This is a genomic window from Psychrosphaera algicola, assembly GCF_028401425.1.
Classification (GTDB): Bacteria; Pseudomonadota; Gammaproteobacteria; order Enterobacterales; family Alteromonadaceae; genus Psychrosphaera; species Psychrosphaera algicola.
Genome location: NZ_JAQOMS010000002.1, coordinates 1,960,500 through 1,977,220, shown reverse-complemented (window position 1 = coordinate 1,977,220; position 16,721 = coordinate 1,960,500). Strand labels below are relative to the sequence as shown.

20 protein-coding genes and 2 pseudogenes are annotated in these 16,721 nt (G+C 38.3%); 16 read left to right on the top strand and 6 right to left on the bottom strand.

The features are described 5' to 3' along the window. The first annotated feature begins 31 nt into the window (after positions 1 to 31). From PN838_RS10570 to PN838_RS27250, 9 genes and pseudogenes are all read left to right on the top strand, one after another. Positions 32 to 280 carry a hypothetical protein gene (locus tag PN838_RS10570; protein WP_272180626.1) on the top strand — a complete coding sequence of 83 codons (249 nt, stop codon included), beginning with the start codon at positions 32 to 34 and terminating at the stop codon, positions 278 to 280. An 8-nt stretch (positions 281 to 288) separates the two neighbouring features. Next, positions 289 to 1,353, top strand: a complete 1,065-nt coding sequence (locus PN838_RS10565) for a CHASE2 domain-containing protein (protein ID WP_272180625.1) — start codon at positions 289 to 291, stop codon at positions 1,351 to 1,353. A gap of 11 nt (positions 1,354 to 1,364) precedes the next feature. Next, positions 1,365 to 2,126 (top strand): adenylate/guanylate cyclase domain-containing protein, encoded by a 762-nt coding sequence (locus tag PN838_RS10560; protein ID WP_272180624.1) that lies wholly within the window; start codon positions 1,365 to 1,367, stop codon positions 2,124 to 2,126. 89 nt (positions 2,127 to 2,215) lie between these two features. After that, positions 2,216 to 2,658, top strand: a pseudogene (locus PN838_RS10555) (DUF3291 domain-containing protein). 2,213 nt (positions 2,659 to 4,871) lie between these two features. Continuing rightward, the gene (locus tag PN838_RS10550; RefSeq protein WP_272180623.1) at positions 4,872 to 5,294 is read left to right on the top strand and encodes a hypothetical protein; all 423 of its coding nucleotides are present in this window, start codon (positions 4,872 to 4,874) and stop codon (positions 5,292 to 5,294) included. Positions 5,295 to 5,410: 116 nt separating this feature from the next. Continuing rightward, a complete protein-coding gene (locus PN838_RS10545) occupies positions 5,411 to 6,046 on the top strand; it encodes a hypothetical protein (RefSeq protein ID WP_272180622.1) in 636 nt (211 codons plus the stop codon). Positions 6,047 to 6,164: 118 nt separating this feature from the next. Continuing rightward, positions 6,165 to 6,338: a hypothetical protein gene (locus tag PN838_RS10540; RefSeq protein WP_272180621.1), complete on the top strand. Its 174-nt coding sequence runs from the start codon at positions 6,165 to 6,167 to the stop codon at positions 6,336 to 6,338. A gap of 89 nt (positions 6,339 to 6,427) precedes the next feature. After that, positions 6,428 to 6,772: a hypothetical protein gene (locus PN838_RS10535; protein WP_272180620.1), complete on the top strand. Its 345-nt coding sequence runs from the start codon at positions 6,428 to 6,430 to the stop codon at positions 6,770 to 6,772. A 403-nt stretch (positions 6,773 to 7,175) separates the two neighbouring features. After that, positions 7,176 to 7,619, top strand: a complete 444-nt coding sequence (locus PN838_RS27250; RefSeq protein WP_370661026.1) for a type II toxin-antitoxin system RelE/ParE family toxin — start codon at positions 7,176 to 7,178, stop codon at positions 7,617 to 7,619. Between the two features lie 515 nt (positions 7,620 to 8,134). Here the strand turns inward: PN838_RS27250 and PN838_RS10525 are convergent. Next, positions 8,135 to 9,179: pseudogene (locus PN838_RS10525) on the bottom strand (IS110 family RNA-guided transposase). A gap of 177 nt (positions 9,180 to 9,356) precedes the next feature. On the opposite strand from PN838_RS10525, the gene PN838_RS10520 reads away from it, so the two are divergent. Beyond that, a complete protein-coding gene (locus tag PN838_RS10520) occupies positions 9,357 to 9,758 on the top strand; it encodes a DUF6896 domain-containing protein (RefSeq protein ID WP_272180619.1) in 402 nt (133 codons plus the stop codon). A gap of 255 nt (positions 9,759 to 10,013) precedes the next feature. Continuing rightward, positions 10,014 to 10,313: a helix-turn-helix domain-containing protein gene (locus PN838_RS10515; RefSeq protein ID WP_370661025.1), complete on the top strand. Its 300-nt coding sequence runs from the start codon at positions 10,014 to 10,016 to the stop codon at positions 10,311 to 10,313. A gap of 166 nt (positions 10,314 to 10,479) precedes the next feature. On the opposite strand, the gene PN838_RS10510 is transcribed toward PN838_RS10515, so the two are convergent. Both PN838_RS10510 and PN838_RS10505 read right to left on the bottom strand, forming a co-directional pair. Next, entirely contained in the window at positions 10,480 to 10,776 is a 297-nt protein-coding gene (locus tag PN838_RS10510; RefSeq protein ID WP_272180618.1) for a type II toxin-antitoxin system RelE/ParE family toxin, read from the bottom strand. Further along, positions 10,763 to 10,984, bottom strand: a complete 222-nt coding sequence (locus tag PN838_RS10505; protein WP_272180617.1) for a TA system antitoxin ParD family protein — start codon at positions 10,982 to 10,984, stop codon at positions 10,763 to 10,765. Before PN838_RS10505 ends, PN838_RS10510 begins: the two co-directional genes overlap by 14 nt. Positions 10,985 to 11,176: 192 nt before the next feature. Between PN838_RS10505 and PN838_RS10500 the strand changes: the two genes are divergently transcribed. The 5 genes from PN838_RS10500 to PN838_RS10480 all read left to right on the top strand — a co-directional run bounded on the left by PN838_RS10500 (position 11,177) and on the right by PN838_RS10480 (position 13,700). Further along, the gene (locus PN838_RS10500) at positions 11,177 to 11,533 is read left to right on the top strand and encodes a hypothetical protein (protein ID WP_272180616.1); all 357 of its coding nucleotides are present in this window, start codon (positions 11,177 to 11,179) and stop codon (positions 11,531 to 11,533) included. Between the two features lie 52 nt (positions 11,534 to 11,585). Continuing rightward, positions 11,586 to 11,870, top strand: a complete 285-nt coding sequence (locus PN838_RS10495; RefSeq protein ID WP_272180615.1) for a hypothetical protein — start codon at positions 11,586 to 11,588, stop codon at positions 11,868 to 11,870. A gap of 114 nt (positions 11,871 to 11,984) precedes the next feature. Then, positions 11,985 to 12,509, top strand: coding sequence for a hypothetical protein (locus PN838_RS10490; protein WP_272180614.1), 525 nt, complete (start codon positions 11,985 to 11,987; stop codon positions 12,507 to 12,509). An 86-nt stretch (positions 12,510 to 12,595) separates the two neighbouring features. Then, positions 12,596 to 12,940: a hypothetical protein gene (locus PN838_RS10485; protein WP_272180613.1), complete on the top strand. Its 345-nt coding sequence runs from the start codon at positions 12,596 to 12,598 to the stop codon at positions 12,938 to 12,940. 583 nt (positions 12,941 to 13,523) lie between these two features. Beyond that, positions 13,524 to 13,700 (top strand): hypothetical protein, encoded by a 177-nt coding sequence (locus PN838_RS10480; RefSeq protein ID WP_272180612.1) that lies wholly within the window; start codon positions 13,524 to 13,526, stop codon positions 13,698 to 13,700. Between the two features lie 513 nt (positions 13,701 to 14,213). On the opposite strand, the gene PN838_RS10475 is transcribed toward PN838_RS10480, so the two are convergent. Genes PN838_RS10475 through PN838_RS10465 form a run of 3 tightly spaced genes read right to left on the bottom strand, consistent with a single transcriptional unit; the run spans position 14,214 to position 16,463 of the window. Further along, positions 14,214 to 14,954, bottom strand: coding sequence for a FecR domain-containing protein (locus PN838_RS10475; protein ID WP_272180611.1), 741 nt, complete (start codon positions 14,952 to 14,954; stop codon positions 14,214 to 14,216). Between the two features lie 55 nt (positions 14,955 to 15,009). Then, the gene (locus tag PN838_RS10470; RefSeq protein WP_215964009.1) at positions 15,010 to 15,588 is read right to left on the bottom strand and encodes an LPP20 family lipoprotein; all 579 of its coding nucleotides are present in this window, start codon (positions 15,586 to 15,588) and stop codon (positions 15,010 to 15,012) included. Then, complete coding sequence (locus PN838_RS10465; protein ID WP_272180610.1) at positions 15,585 to 16,463, bottom strand: hypothetical protein; 879 nt, start codon at positions 16,461 to 16,463, stop codon at positions 15,585 to 15,587. Before PN838_RS10465 ends, PN838_RS10470 begins: the two co-directional genes overlap by 4 nt. Between the last annotated feature and the right edge of the window lie 258 nt (positions 16,464 to 16,721).

The window sequence follows — 16,721 nt, the reverse complement described above, 5'->3', positions numbered from 1 at the left end:
ATATGCAAAAGTATAAACGGTAAGGGTTTACGTGAATAAACTAATAATAAAATTATTTGCTAACCGCTTGTCGGTTTTTTATCTGTTTTTATTCACTTTGATTACCTTTAATTATTGGCCTAGTTGGGCTGAAAAGTTTTCATATCAGTTTACCGATCTAGAAATATCGCTACTACATAAGTTGGGATATCATCATGAAATAGATGACCGCGTGGTTGTCTTGGATGTTGATGACAAGTCGATAGACGACTTTGGACGTTGGCCCTACCACGTAGTTTAATCGCCGATATGTTTGGTCAACTTGATGCTGCGTCTATTGTGGTAGCGGATATGGTTTTTTCAGAACCGTCAAATGACCCAGCCGAAGATCTTATATTTAGTAATACGCTCGTTGATATGGACAATGTCATTCTAGGCTTTTTCTTGAGGGGAAGAAGCCAAGAACAGAGTGGAGATGAGTCTTATCCCTATATCGAAAACTGTGCTTTACAACGGGTTGAAATAACCTCTACGTATGTCAATTTGCCAGCCATTAAAAATGCTGAAGTTAATATCCCATTAATCGCAGATGCTGCAATGTCCTGTGCGTTGTTCTCTGTCACCGCTGATAGTGATGGTATTTACCGAAACTATCCTCTGTTGTATGTCTATCAAGATCTCGTTTTACCAACTTTAGCGGTACAAGCATTTCAGTTTTACACCAATAAAGAGCTTGAAGTTCAGTTAGATAATACTGGAATTAGAAAACTGACAGGTGATAATTTACTCATAGAAAACCAAAATTCTGTACTGTTAAACTTTCCAAGGAAAATAGCTACTGTCAGTGCATCTGATGTCCTAAATGGTCATATTTCTCCAGAGTTTTTTGAGGATAAAATTGTACTCATTGGTTTGTCAGAAATAGGACTTTATGACATTCGACCCACCGCCCTTGACCCATATACTCCGGGCGTTCATCTTCATGCGGCTGCTTTGTCTAATATGTTGCAAAATAATTGGTATGAGCACGAGTCTCAAGTCAGTATGATTTTGGCTTTAGTCAGTATTTTAATCTTGTCTATTTTTGCCAAGCTAATTGTAAATGACGGGTTGCGGTGGGGATTATACGTTGGCTATTTTGGCGTAATTTTTGTCGCGTCAATGTCGTATTTGTATGTCGCAAATGAAGCATTAAAGGTATTTGAAATACTATTTTACAGTTTTGTTTGTTTGATCATATTGGAGTTTAAGAACTTCTTGATGACACAAAATCGCTATCGTTCAGTCAAGTCTGCGTTTAGCTCTTACGTTGTACCTCAAGTTGTAGAAAGTATTGTTGAGCAAGGGATTAGTGCTGATCAAAAGGCAATCTAAAGGAAACCGTTGTGTTGTTTACCGACATTCAAAACTTCACAAACCTGTCGGAAAACTTAGAACCCCAGGAAGTTATTTTACTGCTCAATACTGTATTTGAGCCTGTCACTGAAAATATCATTAATAATGAAGGAATGTTGGATAAATACATCGGCGATGAAGTGATGGCGTTGTTTAATGCCCCAGCCGATATAGAAAGATATCAAGACAAATCAATCATTGCTGCGATTGGTATTCAACAGGCAGTTAAAGAAATTAACTTAGAGCTGCAAACCTTACAATTACCAAATATTGCATTGTCACTCGGGCTCGCCCAGGGACCTGTAATCGTCGGAAACATGGGGACGCAGCTAAGATACAATTATACGGCTGTTGGCAACACCGTTAATTTGGCGTCGCGTATCACGTCATTGAGTAAGGTGTATGGGCAGCACGTTTTAGTGACAAAGGATTTATTGTCTCAATTATCCGATCAGTATCGCAATATGTTTGCTTTTGTAGATCAAATAATTGTGAAAGGGAAGAGCACAGCAACAGAGGTTTATGGTATCGAAGACGCCTCGAAGTCATTTAACGAAATTGCTCAAACTATGTACCTTCGGGCGTTTACCCTGTATCAAAATGGCGACTTTTCCGCGGCGGAACAAGAATTTATAAAATTAGAAAATGAATATCAGCACAAAGCCGCCCATTGTTTAATTGAACGTTGTCGCGCTCTTAAAAATGACCCCGATTTAAAATGGGATGGTATTTATCGGTTTGACCACAAATAATAAGCAAGTGAACAAAGTTTAGTTTGTTATTTAAACTAACTTATCCCAAGTGCTTAGCAACATGCTAAATAGTCTGAAATGGAGCCCAAATGCATCTAGCACAATTGAATATCGCCACTGCAAAATTTCCTTTAGACGCACCTGAAATTAAAGATTTTGTCGATAACTTAGAGCCCGTAAACTTGCTTGCTGAAAACAGCGACGGTTTTGTGTGGCGATTAAAAGATGAATCTGGTGATGCAACTGCAATAAAGATATTTGATGATCCTAATATTATTGTCAATATGTCGGTTTGGACCTCACCAGATGCTTTAAAACACTTCATGTTTAAAACTCACCACCGAGACTTTTTAAGTCGTAAAAAGAATGGTTTGATGCATTGCCAGAACAAAATTACGTAATGTGGTGGATACCTAAAGGACATATTCCAACGCTTGAAGAAGCCGTAAGTAAACTCGAATTCGTTCGGAAGCATGGCGACACCAATCAAGCTTTTACCTTTAAACGAGTTTTTGATTTTACTAGTTTATAGGTGTAACCCTGTACAACGTATTTAGATAGAATTTAATTACGAATAACCAGAATACAAACGTCATCCCTAAGCTTGTAAAATGAGTCAGCCACAGCGATATTAGGGATCTCCAACCAAGTGCAGAGGAATCACATAGTTTACCTTCAATTGGCTCAAAGTAATCAGAACAAAAAACGTCATCCTAAAAGAGTCTAAGCGATATTTGGGACCTCCAACCGAGTGCAGAGGAATGTCATAATTCGCCTTGCAGGCTGCGCCTTTCTTTGCCTTGCAGGCAGCTATTTCGACTGCGTCGACCTTACTTTTTCAACAGCCAAAAAGTAGGCAAAAGGCCGCTTTCGACCAAATCCCTAATCCTTATTTAAGATTTATATTATCGTCGAAGACGGGATGAAAGTATGTCCATATACAACCATCCCTTGCAACGGCGTCCCTGCCGTTCACTTCGAGATATAAATCTCACCTAAGGGGATTTAGACGAAGTAATATGCAGTCTGAAATTTAGGTGAAATAATCTGGTGGTTTAGATTAAAAACGTCATTCCAAACCAAACAGAAAAAACGTCATCCCAAAAGAGCCAAAGCGATATTTGGGATCTCCAACCCAGTGCAGAGGAAGTACATAATTCACTTACATTTGGCTCATAATAACCAGAACAAAAAACGTGATTCCAAATCAGCAGAAAAAACCGTCATCCCAAGAGAGCCAAAGCGATATTAGGGATCTCCAACCGAGTGCAGAGGAAGATCATAATTCGCCTTGCAGGCTACGCCTTTCTTTGCCTTGCAGGCGGCTATTTCGACTGCGTCGACCTTACTTTTTCAACAGCCGCTCTTGTTTCTAAGATCATGTAACCAAAAAGGCCGCTTTCGACCAAATCCCTAATCCTTATTTAAGATTTATATTATCGTCGAAGACGGAATGTACGTACATCCCTATACACATTCCTTGCAACGGCGTCCCTGCCGTTCACTTCGAGATATAAATCTCAACTAAGGGGATTTAGACGAAGTAATATGTAGTCTGAACTTTAAGCGAAATAATCTGGTGGTTTAGATTAAAAACGTCATTCCAAACCAAACAGAAAAAAACGTCATCCCAAAAGAGCCAAAGCGATATTTGGGACCTCCAACCAAGTGCAGAGGAAGTACATAATTCACTTACATTTGGCTCATAATAACCAGAACAAAAAACGTGATTCCAAATCAGCAGAAAAAACCGTCATCCCAAAAGAGCCAAAGCGATATTAGGGATCTCCAACCGAGTGCAGAGGAAGATCATAATTCGCCTTGCAGGCTACGCCTTTCTTTGCCTTGCAGGCGGCTATTTCGACTGCGTCGACCTTACTTTTTCAACAGCCGCTCTTGTTTCTAAGATCATGTAACCAAAAAGGCCGCTTTCGGCTAAATCCCTAATCCTTATTTAAGATTTATATTATCGTCGAAGACGGAATGTAAGTATGTCCATATACAACCATCCCTTGCAACGGCGTCCCTGCCGTTCACTTCGAGATATAAATCTCAACTAAGGGGATTTAGACGAAGTAATATGCAGCCTGAACTTTATGTGCAATAACGCTTTGTTTTAATGAAAAAACGTCATCCCAAAAGAGCCACGGCGATATTAGGGATCTCCAACCAAATGCAGAGGAATCACATAATTCGCACTAAATTGACTCATAATTTCAGAACAAAAAACGTCATTCTAAAAGAGTCTAAGCGATATTAAGAACCTCCAACCGAGTGCAGAGGAATCACATATTCCGCCCTAAATTAGCTCTTGATTCCAGAAAGAAAAACGTCATCCCAAAAGAGCCACGGCGATATTAGGGATCTACAACCAAATGCAGAGGAATGTCATAATTCGCCATAAATTGACACATAATTTCAGAACAAAAAACGTCATTCTAAAAGAGTCTAAGCGATATTAAGAACCTCCAACCGAGTGCAGAGGAATCACATATTCCGCCCTAAATTAGCTCTCGATTCCAGAAAGAAAAACGTCATCCTAAAAGAGCCTTAGCGATATTTGGGATCTCCAACCCAGTGCAGAAGAATCACATATTCCGCCTTAAATTGGCTCATAATTTCAGAAGAAAAACGTCATCCCCTAGCTTGTGAAATTAGTTTGTAGCAAAGGTTTGTGTAATTTGATACAAATATAAATATTGTTAAAAAGAGGAAAGTTTCCTCTGATTAAGCTGTTTTACGCCAATGAAACTTTTATTTTTAATTGCCATTTTTTCGATTATACCGTCTAAAGCAAGAGCTTTTGATTCAGCTTTATTCCATTCGGTGAATGTAGGAGATCACGTCATAGGTGAATATATATACGTTGGCTATTGGGATAAGGAGTTATTAGACGGCGGAGCTAAGGGGATGTCCTACAGATACGGGTTTGGAACTCAAGGTCAAAAGATTACTGTGTCATTTTCTGAATTTCAATATTTTGGCGGCTATGATATTGGCTTGAGCTATATTAAACCAAATGAAGAAAGCACTCATGTATTCAGTGGCAAAGACTCTGTAATAGCTATTGAAGGAACCTTTAAGCTCTTTTTATCAAATGTGACTATTGGGATCACTGAAGAAAATATATATGCTTCATTAGGCTGGTCATTCAATTATGGTTTTTAGCGTATAACAAACGCATTAATAATGGACGTCTTACGCTTGGCTGACGCTCATTCTTCGCTAATTATAGCCAAGCTAATCCGCCTATTATGCGGGCGTTATATTTTTATCGGAGTCGTATGGACGCGTTAACCTTTGTTTCAAAATTATTTGAATTTACTGCATGGCCTATTGCCGCTGTAATTCTCGGAATTGTACTTAAGCAGCCTTTAGAAAAATTATTAGGTAGGTTAACTTCGGCTAAGCACAAAGATACCGAATTTGGCTTTGCTCCTGATAGTCAAAATGCTCCTAAACTAGCAAGTAGTGGATCTATTGCGGATGCTGTGCCTCAAGATTCTTTAGGTCTCATCGCTGAACAAGAAGCACTAATCTATAAATCATTAGAAGATTTGAAAATTGACAGTGCTGAAGACAAAGTAAAGGTGCTAGCTAAACATCACGCCAATTTACAGATCCGAAGTGCTTATGCTCAAATTAATTCAGCGATTTATAGTAGTCAGTTACTTTTACTTCAAGCCCTGAATACACAGGCTTCACCTGTTGAGCTTTCATTTTTCTATTCTTATTACAATGCGGCCAAGAATAGCTATCCTGACTATTATGAAACTTATAGTTTTGAAGACTGGCTTAATTACATGAAAGGTAGTGGTCTTATCAACACTAAAGATGAAAAATATTTTATTACTGTATTTGGTCGTGGGTTTTTAACAGCACTTACAGAAGCTGGTGCAAATCAAAAACGAGTGTATTAAAAATATAACAAGAATTTCAAGCGGGACTGCTAACAGTTTGCTCGGTTCCGCTTCGCTTCACATTTTAGCAAACTATTATCAGCCCCTTAAATGGGCGTTAGAAGACTAGGAGGGGTCGGTGCATAATAAAAAGCAAGATTGGAAAATCATACTACTCGGGTTGTTTTTAGTAGTTGCTCTTGGCTGGTTATCCTGGATTATTATTTCATTTTTTATAGAGTCACTTATTAAAGCTGATGCGAAGATTTCTGCCGCAGTTATTGGGGGATGTTTACTATATTGGCTGGTTTAGCAGTTGTCTTAATTACACAATACCAAACCAAAAAAAGGGCAATTGAAGAAGCCCATAGAGAGAAAAAGTAGAAATATACAGAGGATTCCTTGAGACAGTTGAAAAACTACTTCAGGGACAGAATAAAAAATCAAAAGCAAAAGGAATCAGCGACTAAGGCTCTAATAGATTACTTAGTTAAGTTTAAGACAAATATTATTCTTTGGGGGTCACCTAAGGTTTTAATTGCGCAGGCAGAGTTTGAACAGCAGTCAAAAGTAAGTGGTAATATTTTTCTTGCTATTGATAACCTATATAGAGCTATTAGAGAGGACATTGGTTTAAGTAACTCAGGTCTACCATCATTGCACCTTGTGAAAATGTATCTTTCAGATCCTGAAGAATTAGAGTCTTTGATAGCGTCTTCTAACAAGCAAATCAACAAGAACACGTAACAGTTGGCTACGTTTCGCTTCGCTACACAATTTTAGCCAACTACAATTTGCCCCTTAACGAGGGCGTTATTTAGACAAGGAAGCCCATGAGTATTCGTAAGAAAATCCAGAGTAGCATCGATAACTTAATTATGAAAAATGGACCGCATCGATACGAAATAAATGAACACAGAATTAAATGTAATCAGTGTCAAAATGAATTTTTTGACAAAGGTGAGGCTCAGTTAAATACAGCTGGTATGAGTTTCATAGGTTTAGACTGGGCGAATAAGACCGCTACCACCTTAGCGTGTCGAAACTGTGGATTTATAATGTGGTTCGTTAAAACGCTTACAAAAGTACCTAATAGATAGGTCGATACAACAAACGCATCAATACAGACTTCACAACTTAGTCCGTATTTTTGCTAAAAGAAACGATGCAAAAATGCATCCAAAATTGTCCCACTTCTTATGCTTCTGGCAGTACTGTGGGGATACAGAAAAAGCACGAAAAGAAACTACGTCTTATTCTGGCTAATTTAGATCAAGCAGAAGAACCAGATGATATGGATCTTCCTGGTTTATTTATGCACCAACTTATAGGTGATAGAAAAGATATTTGGTCTGTTCGTGTAAGCGGAAACTGGCGCATAACATATAGGTTTATTCTTACTATTGAAGATTATCAAAGGGTGAGTTGGAGCATCAGATTTGATAGCGTAGACTTCAATTTTGTAAATGATCCTGTATATATATCGGATGCAAAGTTTTCTGAACTTAACGGGTTAAATATTGCTGAGTTTAGCGATGATGATGGACTCATTATTAAAATTATATATGGTAACTGTGCAGCAGTGTGCTTATAACACATATGAACCTTCTTCCGTCAAATAGACAATAGGATCTTTTTAGCTGCTGTTAGGCAGCTAATTGTATTCGTCAATCAGCAAAATAATCTACTTCGCAATGTCATTGTCGCCGTTAAAATTGTTTACGGCAAACACATATAGAGGCTCTCTTATTGTGATCTCATCACTGCCTAACTCTGTCATTCCTTTTGTTGGTTAGGGGCACTGCGACTAAATGGATTTAGGAGGTAGAGCGACGCAGGATGCCAAAGCCGAGACATTCATCGGTTAACCTTACGAAGGCGCTATTCAAGTCAGTTGGCTCATAAGTCCAGTTAGTTTCAGGCTCAGCTAAGGTGTAAACAATTTTGCTCATTGTTAATGCGCACCAATGGGGTGTCTAATCAAGACCTAGTAGCTTATACAGCGACTATATTTACCTGCGATATGTTGCTTAAAACAAATAGGCCACAAATAACACGCGATAGTTCTTTCTTATCTAGTTAGGCGTTCAGCTCACCCCATTGTGCGACTTAAGCTTTTAAAAAACGTTCATCATCAAATACCGTTTTATTCTTTAACATGAAATAGACTGCTCGGCCAAGCTTGTGTGCTAAAGCCGATAACGCTTTGGCTTTGCTCATGCGTTTTTGCAGTTTGTTTAGGTAGCGTCTAGCTTTGTCATTACCTCGTAAATAGAGCACGGCTGCTTCACTGAATGCCCATTTAAGATGACCGTTTCCAATTTTATTGCCACTTGTGCCGTAGGTTTTCCCAGCGGATTCAGCCTTACATTTCACTAATCGAGAGTAGGAAGCAAAATTTTGTACGGACTCAAAACGGTTGATATCCCCAATCTCATATAAGATAGTCATGGCTAGGATTAAACCAATGCCAAGGCACCGTTCTGAGCTGAGCATAGTAGTCAGGTCGATGTTGCTTTGCTTTATTTTCTAAAAAACATTCTAGTTTTTTTAACTCTAGGGCATAACTTTCGAGAATGACTAAATCAAAGGTTACGTTTCGCTGAACCACCTCATCGTCATAGCGGGATCTAAACTCATCCCTGACACATTTATTCTTCATGTTTAACTCAAGAGCAGGGTAGTTGTATTGGCTATTCGTGTTTACAACATGAGCTTTAAGTTGGGCTCCATGCTGAACTAACTTAGTTCGTCGGCGCAGTAAATCGCGAGTCGCTCTCATCTCTCTTGGATAATCATAGGCAAGAGGAAAGTTACCGCCTCTTAACAAACTAGCAATTTTATATGAGTCGATTTTATCGTTTTTGGCTTTACCACCGTGGATAGCCTTCATATATAAAGCATGACCTAGGACAAAATCAATGTTGTGCTCAGCGCATAAATCACTGACCCAATACCAGCAATGCATACACTCAACGGCAACGACCACGTCACCTATATAGGGTTGCAGCAAATGTAATAATGCTCGTTTATCAGCGCCAATCTTCTAGTGAAGAACCTTTTCGCCTTTGTTATTTAATATGCAGACATAAAGAATTCGAGCATGTAGGTCGATTCCGCAGTAAAAATTGTGTAATTTAGTATAAAATTTCATTGAGCTTTCTCCTTTTGGTTTGGTCGCCTTGAAGTTTAGCTAAAAGCTAAACTTCGGGGAGAAGGTTCAATAAGTATCAAGGCGTTCAAACGGACAAATAACAGCTGGCTGTTGTTCGTGCCTCACACATTTTAGCCAGCTATTATTTGCCGCTTAACGTGGCGTTATGTGTTAATCATGAATGCAGAACTACGAAAAATAATTTCCGATTTCCAAGAAAAAGTCGAAGAAGCCAATGAACTATTAAAGAAGTTTCTTGAAACTGACGAACCTCACAATTGGGAGCCACCGATTGAACAGGTCGGCATGCTTGGAGGTAAGCATAAGTACTTTTTCCATGGTATTGGTTGTAAGGTTCACATTAGCAAAAAGGATATAATTGATTTCGACTACGGTGCTAATGGGCGTATTGATGGCTTTGATGAGTGGAGGCTATTCGGTTTTGTTAGTACTCGCAGAAAAAAATATCCCAACGTACAAGAAAGTGACATTAAAGAATGGTTTAACGAAGCTATTGAGGCTAATGAAATAAAGCAATCGGATTCAAGAGAATATGGTAATTTATACTATCTCGTGTAACACACACATACAAGTTGCTCAAGGCGGATAAAAATTGCTGTGGTTCGCCTTCGGCTCACTATACCACAGCAATTTTTACCGCTTAGCAAAACGTTATGTAGCTATAAATTTAGCCTGTCGTGCCACTGTCAGGTTGATTTCGTAACCGACACATTCATGTTCAAGTTACTTTTTCCTCACAGATGGACGAGGACATTTTATGATAGTAAAAAACTTAGAGAAAGACGAAATTGGTCACAAGAGCAACTTGCAATTATGGCTGGTTTAAGTACCAGAACAATACAAAGAATTGAAAGCGGCAATAAAGCCAGTATCGAATCTCTCAATGCTCTCGCCTCTGTTTTTGAAGTAGATATTTCTAAACTAAAAGAGGAAATCATTGTGATAGATAAAAGTTCAGAATCATGGAAAGCAGAGTCCCCATTTTTTAAGTTTATGCTTTGGGGTGTTAAAGCTAGAAAGCAAATTTTAACTATGGAGTTTCTTTGCTTGGCGCTGGGCCTAATAAGTTGGGGCGTCAAACCTGATATTTTTGCAACACCTGCTTTTTTCTAATGTCATACATATTTGCATCGATTAAGTATTACGTTGACAGGAAAAAGCACTGGTAATATAGCTACATAACAAGTCAATAATGGCAAGGACGCAAAACGCTTGGCTTGCGCTCCTTCGTCGCAAGTGTAGCCAAGCATTTGTGCGCCCCATATTAGGGCGTTATAACTCAGAATAACTTTTTCGCATCGCGGTAGAAATTTTCGTGGGAGCCGAAAGTTAGTAGCTCTAGGACAACGGTTCCATCCTCGTAACTATATCCAAGTAACGTTAGTTGCTTCATCATTTTAAATTTATAGACGCGCATAAAAGAAAGGTCTCCTTTCTTTTGCTCTCCCAATAACGGGTTTTCGATTAAAGATTTGACGGCACCGTCTAGGTCTGCTTTTTGATTTTTGTGAAGTTTCTTTACTGCTTTTTTAAAACTTGCCGTTTGTAAAACCTTGGAAATTTTAGCCAAAATCATACGCCTCTAGTTTTCCGGCTTCCTTCTCAGCCTTCGCAATAATCGCTTGTTTTACAAACTCGTATGGTAGTTCAGGGTTATCTTCCATCATTTCACCTATTTTAGCCCAGTGCTCAATTTGCTTAGGTGTTGTACGGTTGAGTGCTTTTGCCATTATGGTGGCTTTTTCAACGAGATCTTGGTCTAATCTAATGCTTGCAGTAGCCATAGTATTTTCCTCTTACTTTTATGTAATTGTAGTAGATTGCTACAATTGTAGCAATGAGTTGTAACAAGCGCATTAATAATGGACGCCTTAAAACTTGGCTGACGCTCATTCTTTGCTAATTATAGCCAAGCTAATCCGCCTTTTATTCAGGCGTTATGTTTCTAGGTGAATATGTCTAAACTCTGTGCCAACATGTTTAAACTTTCTGACTTCATTTCCGGTGGTGTATTTGGAATTGCAAGTTTAGGTGCACTACTGTCATTTATTGTACCGCCAATTATGTTGGTTGTGGCTGCAACGATTTATAGTTTATCTCTGGGTGGTTGGGGCTATTTATATTTCGTTGTTTTTATCGGGCTAAACTATCTTACGTTCAGGCATAAATCAGTTGCATTGTTAGGGCACATGATTCTAATTTTACTTTTAGTCGTTCTAGGTAGTGGTTTATCGTATTTATATACGGCATTGTTTTTCATCTATTTATTGCCTTATATCTTTGTGTTCAACGAGGCAGCAAAACATAACAAGTCAAGTAAATCAGGACGCTGAAAAGCGCGCCGTTTCTTGAAGCGTTATGTTTTTAGATCAAATGGAGTGATTGTTGAAGCAGAGCAATAAAAGTGGATCTATGTTTCATGCTCCAAAAGAGATTCGTGTAGATAAAAAGTGGCTGCTTCCTGTAAAGGGAGCATTATTACTTTTTGCCGTTTACTTTATACAAAAGTCTTATTTTGGCTATGTCAGCGGTGAGATATTTGGACGTAGAAATTACTCCAATATTAACGATGAAGCATTTGATTATTGGTTACTAGTTTCGGGTTGTTTGCTAATAGGGCTACTTGCCATTTGGCAGTCTTTTAAGGTCAAGTCCAAAATAAAAACATAACAAGTCGATGAAGAAAGGGACATCTAACAGTTGGCTGGTATCTCGTTCCTCAACAATTTTAGCCAACTATTAGAACGCCTCTTAACGAGGCGTTGAGGCATACAAGGAGTCTGAGTGCGCGATATTTTTGGTCATCATAAGCAGGATTTTAACGAAATTAGGCGTTTATGCTTGACTTGCCATGGGTTAGATTTAACAACTAGCAGCCTTTCATTATCAACATCTCGATTAGTTATGTCTAAAAATCTCGAAGATACTTTACATAACTTAGTATCCAGTAACCTTCTAAGTCTAGTAATTGCAATAAGGGTTAATCTTTATCAAAATGTAATTAATCAACCTAATTTAGAGTTACCTAATTCATCATGGTTATATTACGATGCTAAATTAATCGAACGGCCAGCAACCCTAAAACAGGTTTGCGATAAAATAATTCATGCCGATTCATTTTCAAAAACTGTGCCTCCTAGTGGGCTTATTGATCAGGAATATAAAATTGCGGTTCAGTTTAAAGGTGTTGAACATAAAAAATCGTGGACTCTAAATGTTGTATTAGAACGCTTTGTAGAGGATGTTCTTTCCTTGCTTGATAGTATTGAGCAAGGTATGCCTAACAAGAAAATCAACAAGGAGACGTAACAGTTGGCTACGCTTCCCTTCGCTACACAATTTTAGCCAACTATTACTTAGCCTGTTATGCGGGCGTTAGCACTACAGGTAGAAACATGGACTTCGATAAGCTTACCGATGAAGAAATACTAAATATAGCAAATCCATTAATGGATAACCTTATGGAAGGCTCTAGTGAGAGGAATCACCAAAAGCATACGCGTGATTTTACTGACCGCCTCAAAGTAATCGTTACCGAAGAGAATCTTCTGAAACAATGGAAGGAAAATAAAATAGGCGAATTTTCTAAAAGGGAAATTCTATCAATTATTCACAAAAGCGATTCTATATTTGTATTATGGAAACAGTGGTTTACTCATAGCCATGAAGAATTTTTGGCTGAAATATGCATCGTCGAACAAGCTGGAAAACTTCTAGTAGACCATGTTTGGATAAGGTAACGTGCTAACAAACCGGTCAAGGGTGGACGCAAAACAGTAGGCTTGCGCTCATTTTTCGCTTATTTTAACCAACTATTATTTGCCTATTAGTAAGGCGTTGAGGCCGTAGAATAACTCATTTCTAAGAAAAACGGTCTATTTTATGGGTTCCAAATGCATTACGTAGTGCGAGATAGAAAAAGGCTCAGAATTTGTTGCAGGAACTCGATTTTTCATCAATTTGGGCTGTTGGAGTAATTCTATAGCCTCGTTAGTTACTCAGGGAAGTCATGCGAAGTATTCTACTATTAATCACGCTATTTTTATTTCATAACACAGCTAACGCTTGTAGCTTTGCACCTATAGTTATGATGAATTTGTACCTAACCCTCTTTATAAGGAGAAAAATCATCCATTAGCTTTACCAAAAGCAAGTGTAGAATCTATTAAGCGTGGCTATGATGATGGATATAGAGGTTCATGCTCAGATGCAGGAATTATAAAAATAAAACTTGAGAGTGAAAATCCAGCTAGAGCTACAGGGTATAAGTTAAAGATCGTTTCAGGTACTTTTGAGAGTCATGTCATTCCTGATTATGAAGTGATGCCATCACGATATAGCCCTAGTGAAAACTTAATGTCTTTCATCTGGTTAGATGGCAGTTATAACAATCAGGAAAAAATTGATTTCGTATTGCAAATTATTGCTGTATCGCCAGAGGGTCGGGAAAGCGAACCGTTTCATCTTAGAATTAAGCATGCAGGTGGCAAGAGCAACTAACAACACGCCCTGAGGTGGACAGCCAGTATTAATACTCATTTTCCACCGCATATTTCAGACGGGGGAGCCCTTAGGCTTTAGTGCTTCAAGGTACGTTGTTTCTTCGTATGCCGTCTTTGTTTTCCAACATTTAAACAGTATCCTTATCCACTTAAATGCCACTACACTTTTTCATTGAGTTCACATGTAAAGTTATTTAGTGAATCTAAGGGCAAGAAGACAATGTATGTGTCAAATGAAAAGCGTACATAACGTGAAACAAAGCAAGTCCAAAAACAGCTTGCTTCTGTGTTCACTAATTTTAGCCCAATCTATATTTACTCTTATTTAGGCGCCAAAGCCAACCGGCAAAGATATTAGTTAGGATATGGAATGTTCAGTTGTTCCAAATACGGCATTGATACAAGCAGTTAGGGATGTATTGGAAATAACACTTTTGACGAATATTGATGTGTAGAAAGCCGAGGATGTAGACAATTAAATGCTAGTTCGGGAAATAAGAGGTGTAGGGTACTAATGTAATAGGCCATCTTCTGGGATTGTTTTAGCATCATTTTCTAAGCTAGATTCTATATCATTTTGTACTGGGTCTGATTCAAACTCGGCATCTAATTCATCAAACAATAATTGGATTTTATCTGGCGTAGGGACTTCCAATAATCCTTTATTTCCTAAGCTTAGAGAGGTGCCTGAGGTAATCGTAATCGATTTTTTAAAGTCGCTAAACTCTTTCATGTACTGTTTTTTAAACGCTTCATATTCAGATTTGTAGTCGTCAAACTCTTCAGCGAGTGATTTAACTTCAACTTCGCCTTCTTCTAAATGCAAAAATGCTTCATCACCACGAGTTTCAACCAAAAAGCGTGTGCCTTTAACACCTATAACGGCTGTTTTTGTGATGACATTTAGTGATCGCGTTGCTTCGCGTTTATTGATCGAAAATAAAATTTTACCTTCGTTTACAACGATATTTTGATCATCTTGGAATTCTAAAGTGGAGCTTTCTGTGACTAATATCTTGGAATTATCTGTTAGAGTCACGCGTGCTTTTGAATTAGCATAAGTTCGAACAAATTGGTTTAGTTCTATGTCTTGAGGCGTTTTTTTGATTCTTTTACCACGTGGAGAACCTTCATTGTGAATGGTCACTTTCCCGTCAATATCTACAACGTTACCCAATACTTGTGGAGGTTGAGCATAAACGATAGTGGCAAATAAAGCTGTAAAGGCGATTAAGCCAAAGAGTGTTTTCACAATATATTCCAGTCAAAGTATTAAGGGGTCGTGGACCCCTTAATAGAGATGCATTTTATTGCATTTTTTCAAGTTCAGCTTCAAGTTCTTCTTGCGCTTTTTGCGCTTTAAACTCTTGATAAAGAACCTGCTCTTGGTTTACAGAAATATTACGCTCACTAGCTTTAAGGATATTATCAAACAACTCTTTAGTTGATGAAGAACCCATTGCAGTTAATACGCATAATTGGTTTTTGCCATCAAAGTTAGCGTAAGCTGTTTTGATTACACGTGACCCTGTTAATGATTGGTTTGTGATCTGTTTTGACACTGACGTGAATGTTTGACCCACTTGAGCTTGATCACCTACATTGATACGTTCTTGATAGGTTTTATCCATCGCACGTACACGTGTATTAATCTGTTGCGCTAACTCTGCACGAGCTAATGCTGTTGCTTGAGCTTTGTCTGTTGACATATGACCTGATGATGCAACACAAACTGATGATGCGATACCATCTTCAAGAACTGGGTTTAAAACCCACTCAGGAATGTTTTTGTTTAATTCTGCCATGTTGTCTGCAGGTGTGCTGCCACATGCTGCTAAAAGTGCAGAAAGAGTTAGCGCCGTCGCCAATTTAACTGTGTGTTTCATAATGTACCCTTATTTTCTAATAACCAAATATATATTTCAGGTTGAACTTTCTCGTTAAGTTCCATCTTCATATCAGCTACATAAGCCGAAATGAGCGATTCCGTTGTCTGATGTGTTTTACGTATCAGAGAGTAAAAACCACTATTCGAAATTGACATTTCTACGTCGTTTTCAACATTGATATTCTTTGCTTTTGCAAGGGCAAACAGTCCGCGGCGAGCAGCTAAGTTTAGCAAATCGCTCATTCTACCAGTTGACGTTATTCCTTTCGCATGGCCAATGGCCCCGGTAACTCCACCTATGTTAGGTGTATTTAACCAGTCATGTCCTCGATAAACTTTACCATAGGTAAAAGATATCTCACTGATCAATGTGCTTTTATAATGGCACATTTTTCCAACTTTAACAGGGTTTACCTGATGATCAAGTTCATCTATTTTAAAAGTTTGTTGCAGGTTAGATGTCTTAACATACGTACTGTCAATATTGAGTAAAAATGTTTCGCCTTTTACATGGGCAAGATTGACTGTACGGGCAAGTTGTTGTGCATTATCGATCATATGTTTAAGTGGATCGTTAGGATGTACAGCCGGAGCTGAGATCCCTAGCAAAGTAATGTCATTACTTTGACCACTGCACAACCAATTTGGTTCACAACTTTCTAAATTACATTCATCGACATTACAATTTCGAGCCGGTTTAACCGTGAGTTTTTGATCTGACACTAGGGCGTAGATATTGCCCTTGTCGGTAAATACGTCGTTGAAATAGAGCATGTCTTTACCAGTGTAATATTCGTCTAAATCGGTTAAAACTTGTTTTGTAGTTATTTTTGATAAGCCATTGGCCAGTTGCCAATTGTTTATTGCGTTCAATTTTGCAAAATGTTCTGGTGCTTTAGCGGAGGCACTGAAGCTTCTTGCGACACCATAAACACTATGACTAAGGCGTAGAGGAAAGGTCGGTTAACCAACAAGGAATATTTTTTAGGGGATGGTCTGAAGCGAAACATTGATTAACAAAAATCAATGAAGAAATGAAAGTAAAAAGAAAAAATACTTTGTTTTAACTTTAACCAACTGAGATGTCCTTTTCCGCAACCGTTTATATCTAACTAGATAGCTACATGCTTA

What these genes read in the sequence shown, in the direction of transcription:
- PN838_RS10565 (WP_272180625.1), top strand. Translation starts at nt 289, where the DNA reads ATGTTTGGTCAACTTGATGCTGCGTCTATTGTGGTAGCGGATATGGTT.
- PN838_RS10550 (WP_272180623.1), top strand. Translation starts at nt 4,872, where the DNA reads ATGAAACTTTTATTTTTAATTGCCATTTTTTCGATTATACCGTCTAAA.
- PN838_RS10545 (WP_272180622.1), top strand. Translation starts at nt 5,411, where the DNA reads ATGGACGCGTTAACCTTTGTTTCAAAATTATTTGAATTTACTGCATGG.
- PN838_RS10520 (WP_272180619.1), top strand. Translation starts at nt 9,357, where the DNA reads ATGAATGCAGAACTACGAAAAATAATTTCCGATTTCCAAGAAAAAGTC.
- PN838_RS10515 (WP_370661025.1), top strand. Translation starts at nt 10,014, where the DNA reads ATGGCTGGTTTAAGTACCAGAACAATACAAAGAATTGAAAGCGGCAAT.
- PN838_RS10510 (WP_272180618.1), bottom strand. Translation starts at nt 10,776, where the DNA reads ATGATTTTGGCTAAAATTTCCAAGGTTTTACAAACGGCAAGTTTTAAA.
- PN838_RS10505 (WP_272180617.1), bottom strand. Translation starts at nt 10,984, where the DNA reads ATGGCTACTGCAAGCATTAGATTAGACCAAGATCTCGTTGAAAAAGCC.
- PN838_RS10500 (WP_272180616.1), top strand. Translation starts at nt 11,177, where the DNA reads ATGTTTAAACTTTCTGACTTCATTTCCGGTGGTGTATTTGGAATTGCA.
- PN838_RS10485 (WP_272180613.1), top strand. Translation starts at nt 12,596, where the DNA reads ATGGACTTCGATAAGCTTACCGATGAAGAAATACTAAATATAGCAAAT.
- PN838_RS10480 (WP_272180612.1), top strand. Translation starts at nt 13,524, where the DNA reads ATGCCATCACGATATAGCCCTAGTGAAAACTTAATGTCTTTCATCTGG.
- PN838_RS10470 (WP_215964009.1), bottom strand. Translation starts at nt 15,588, where the DNA reads ATGAAACACACAGTTAAATTGGCGACGGCGCTAACTCTTTCTGCACTT.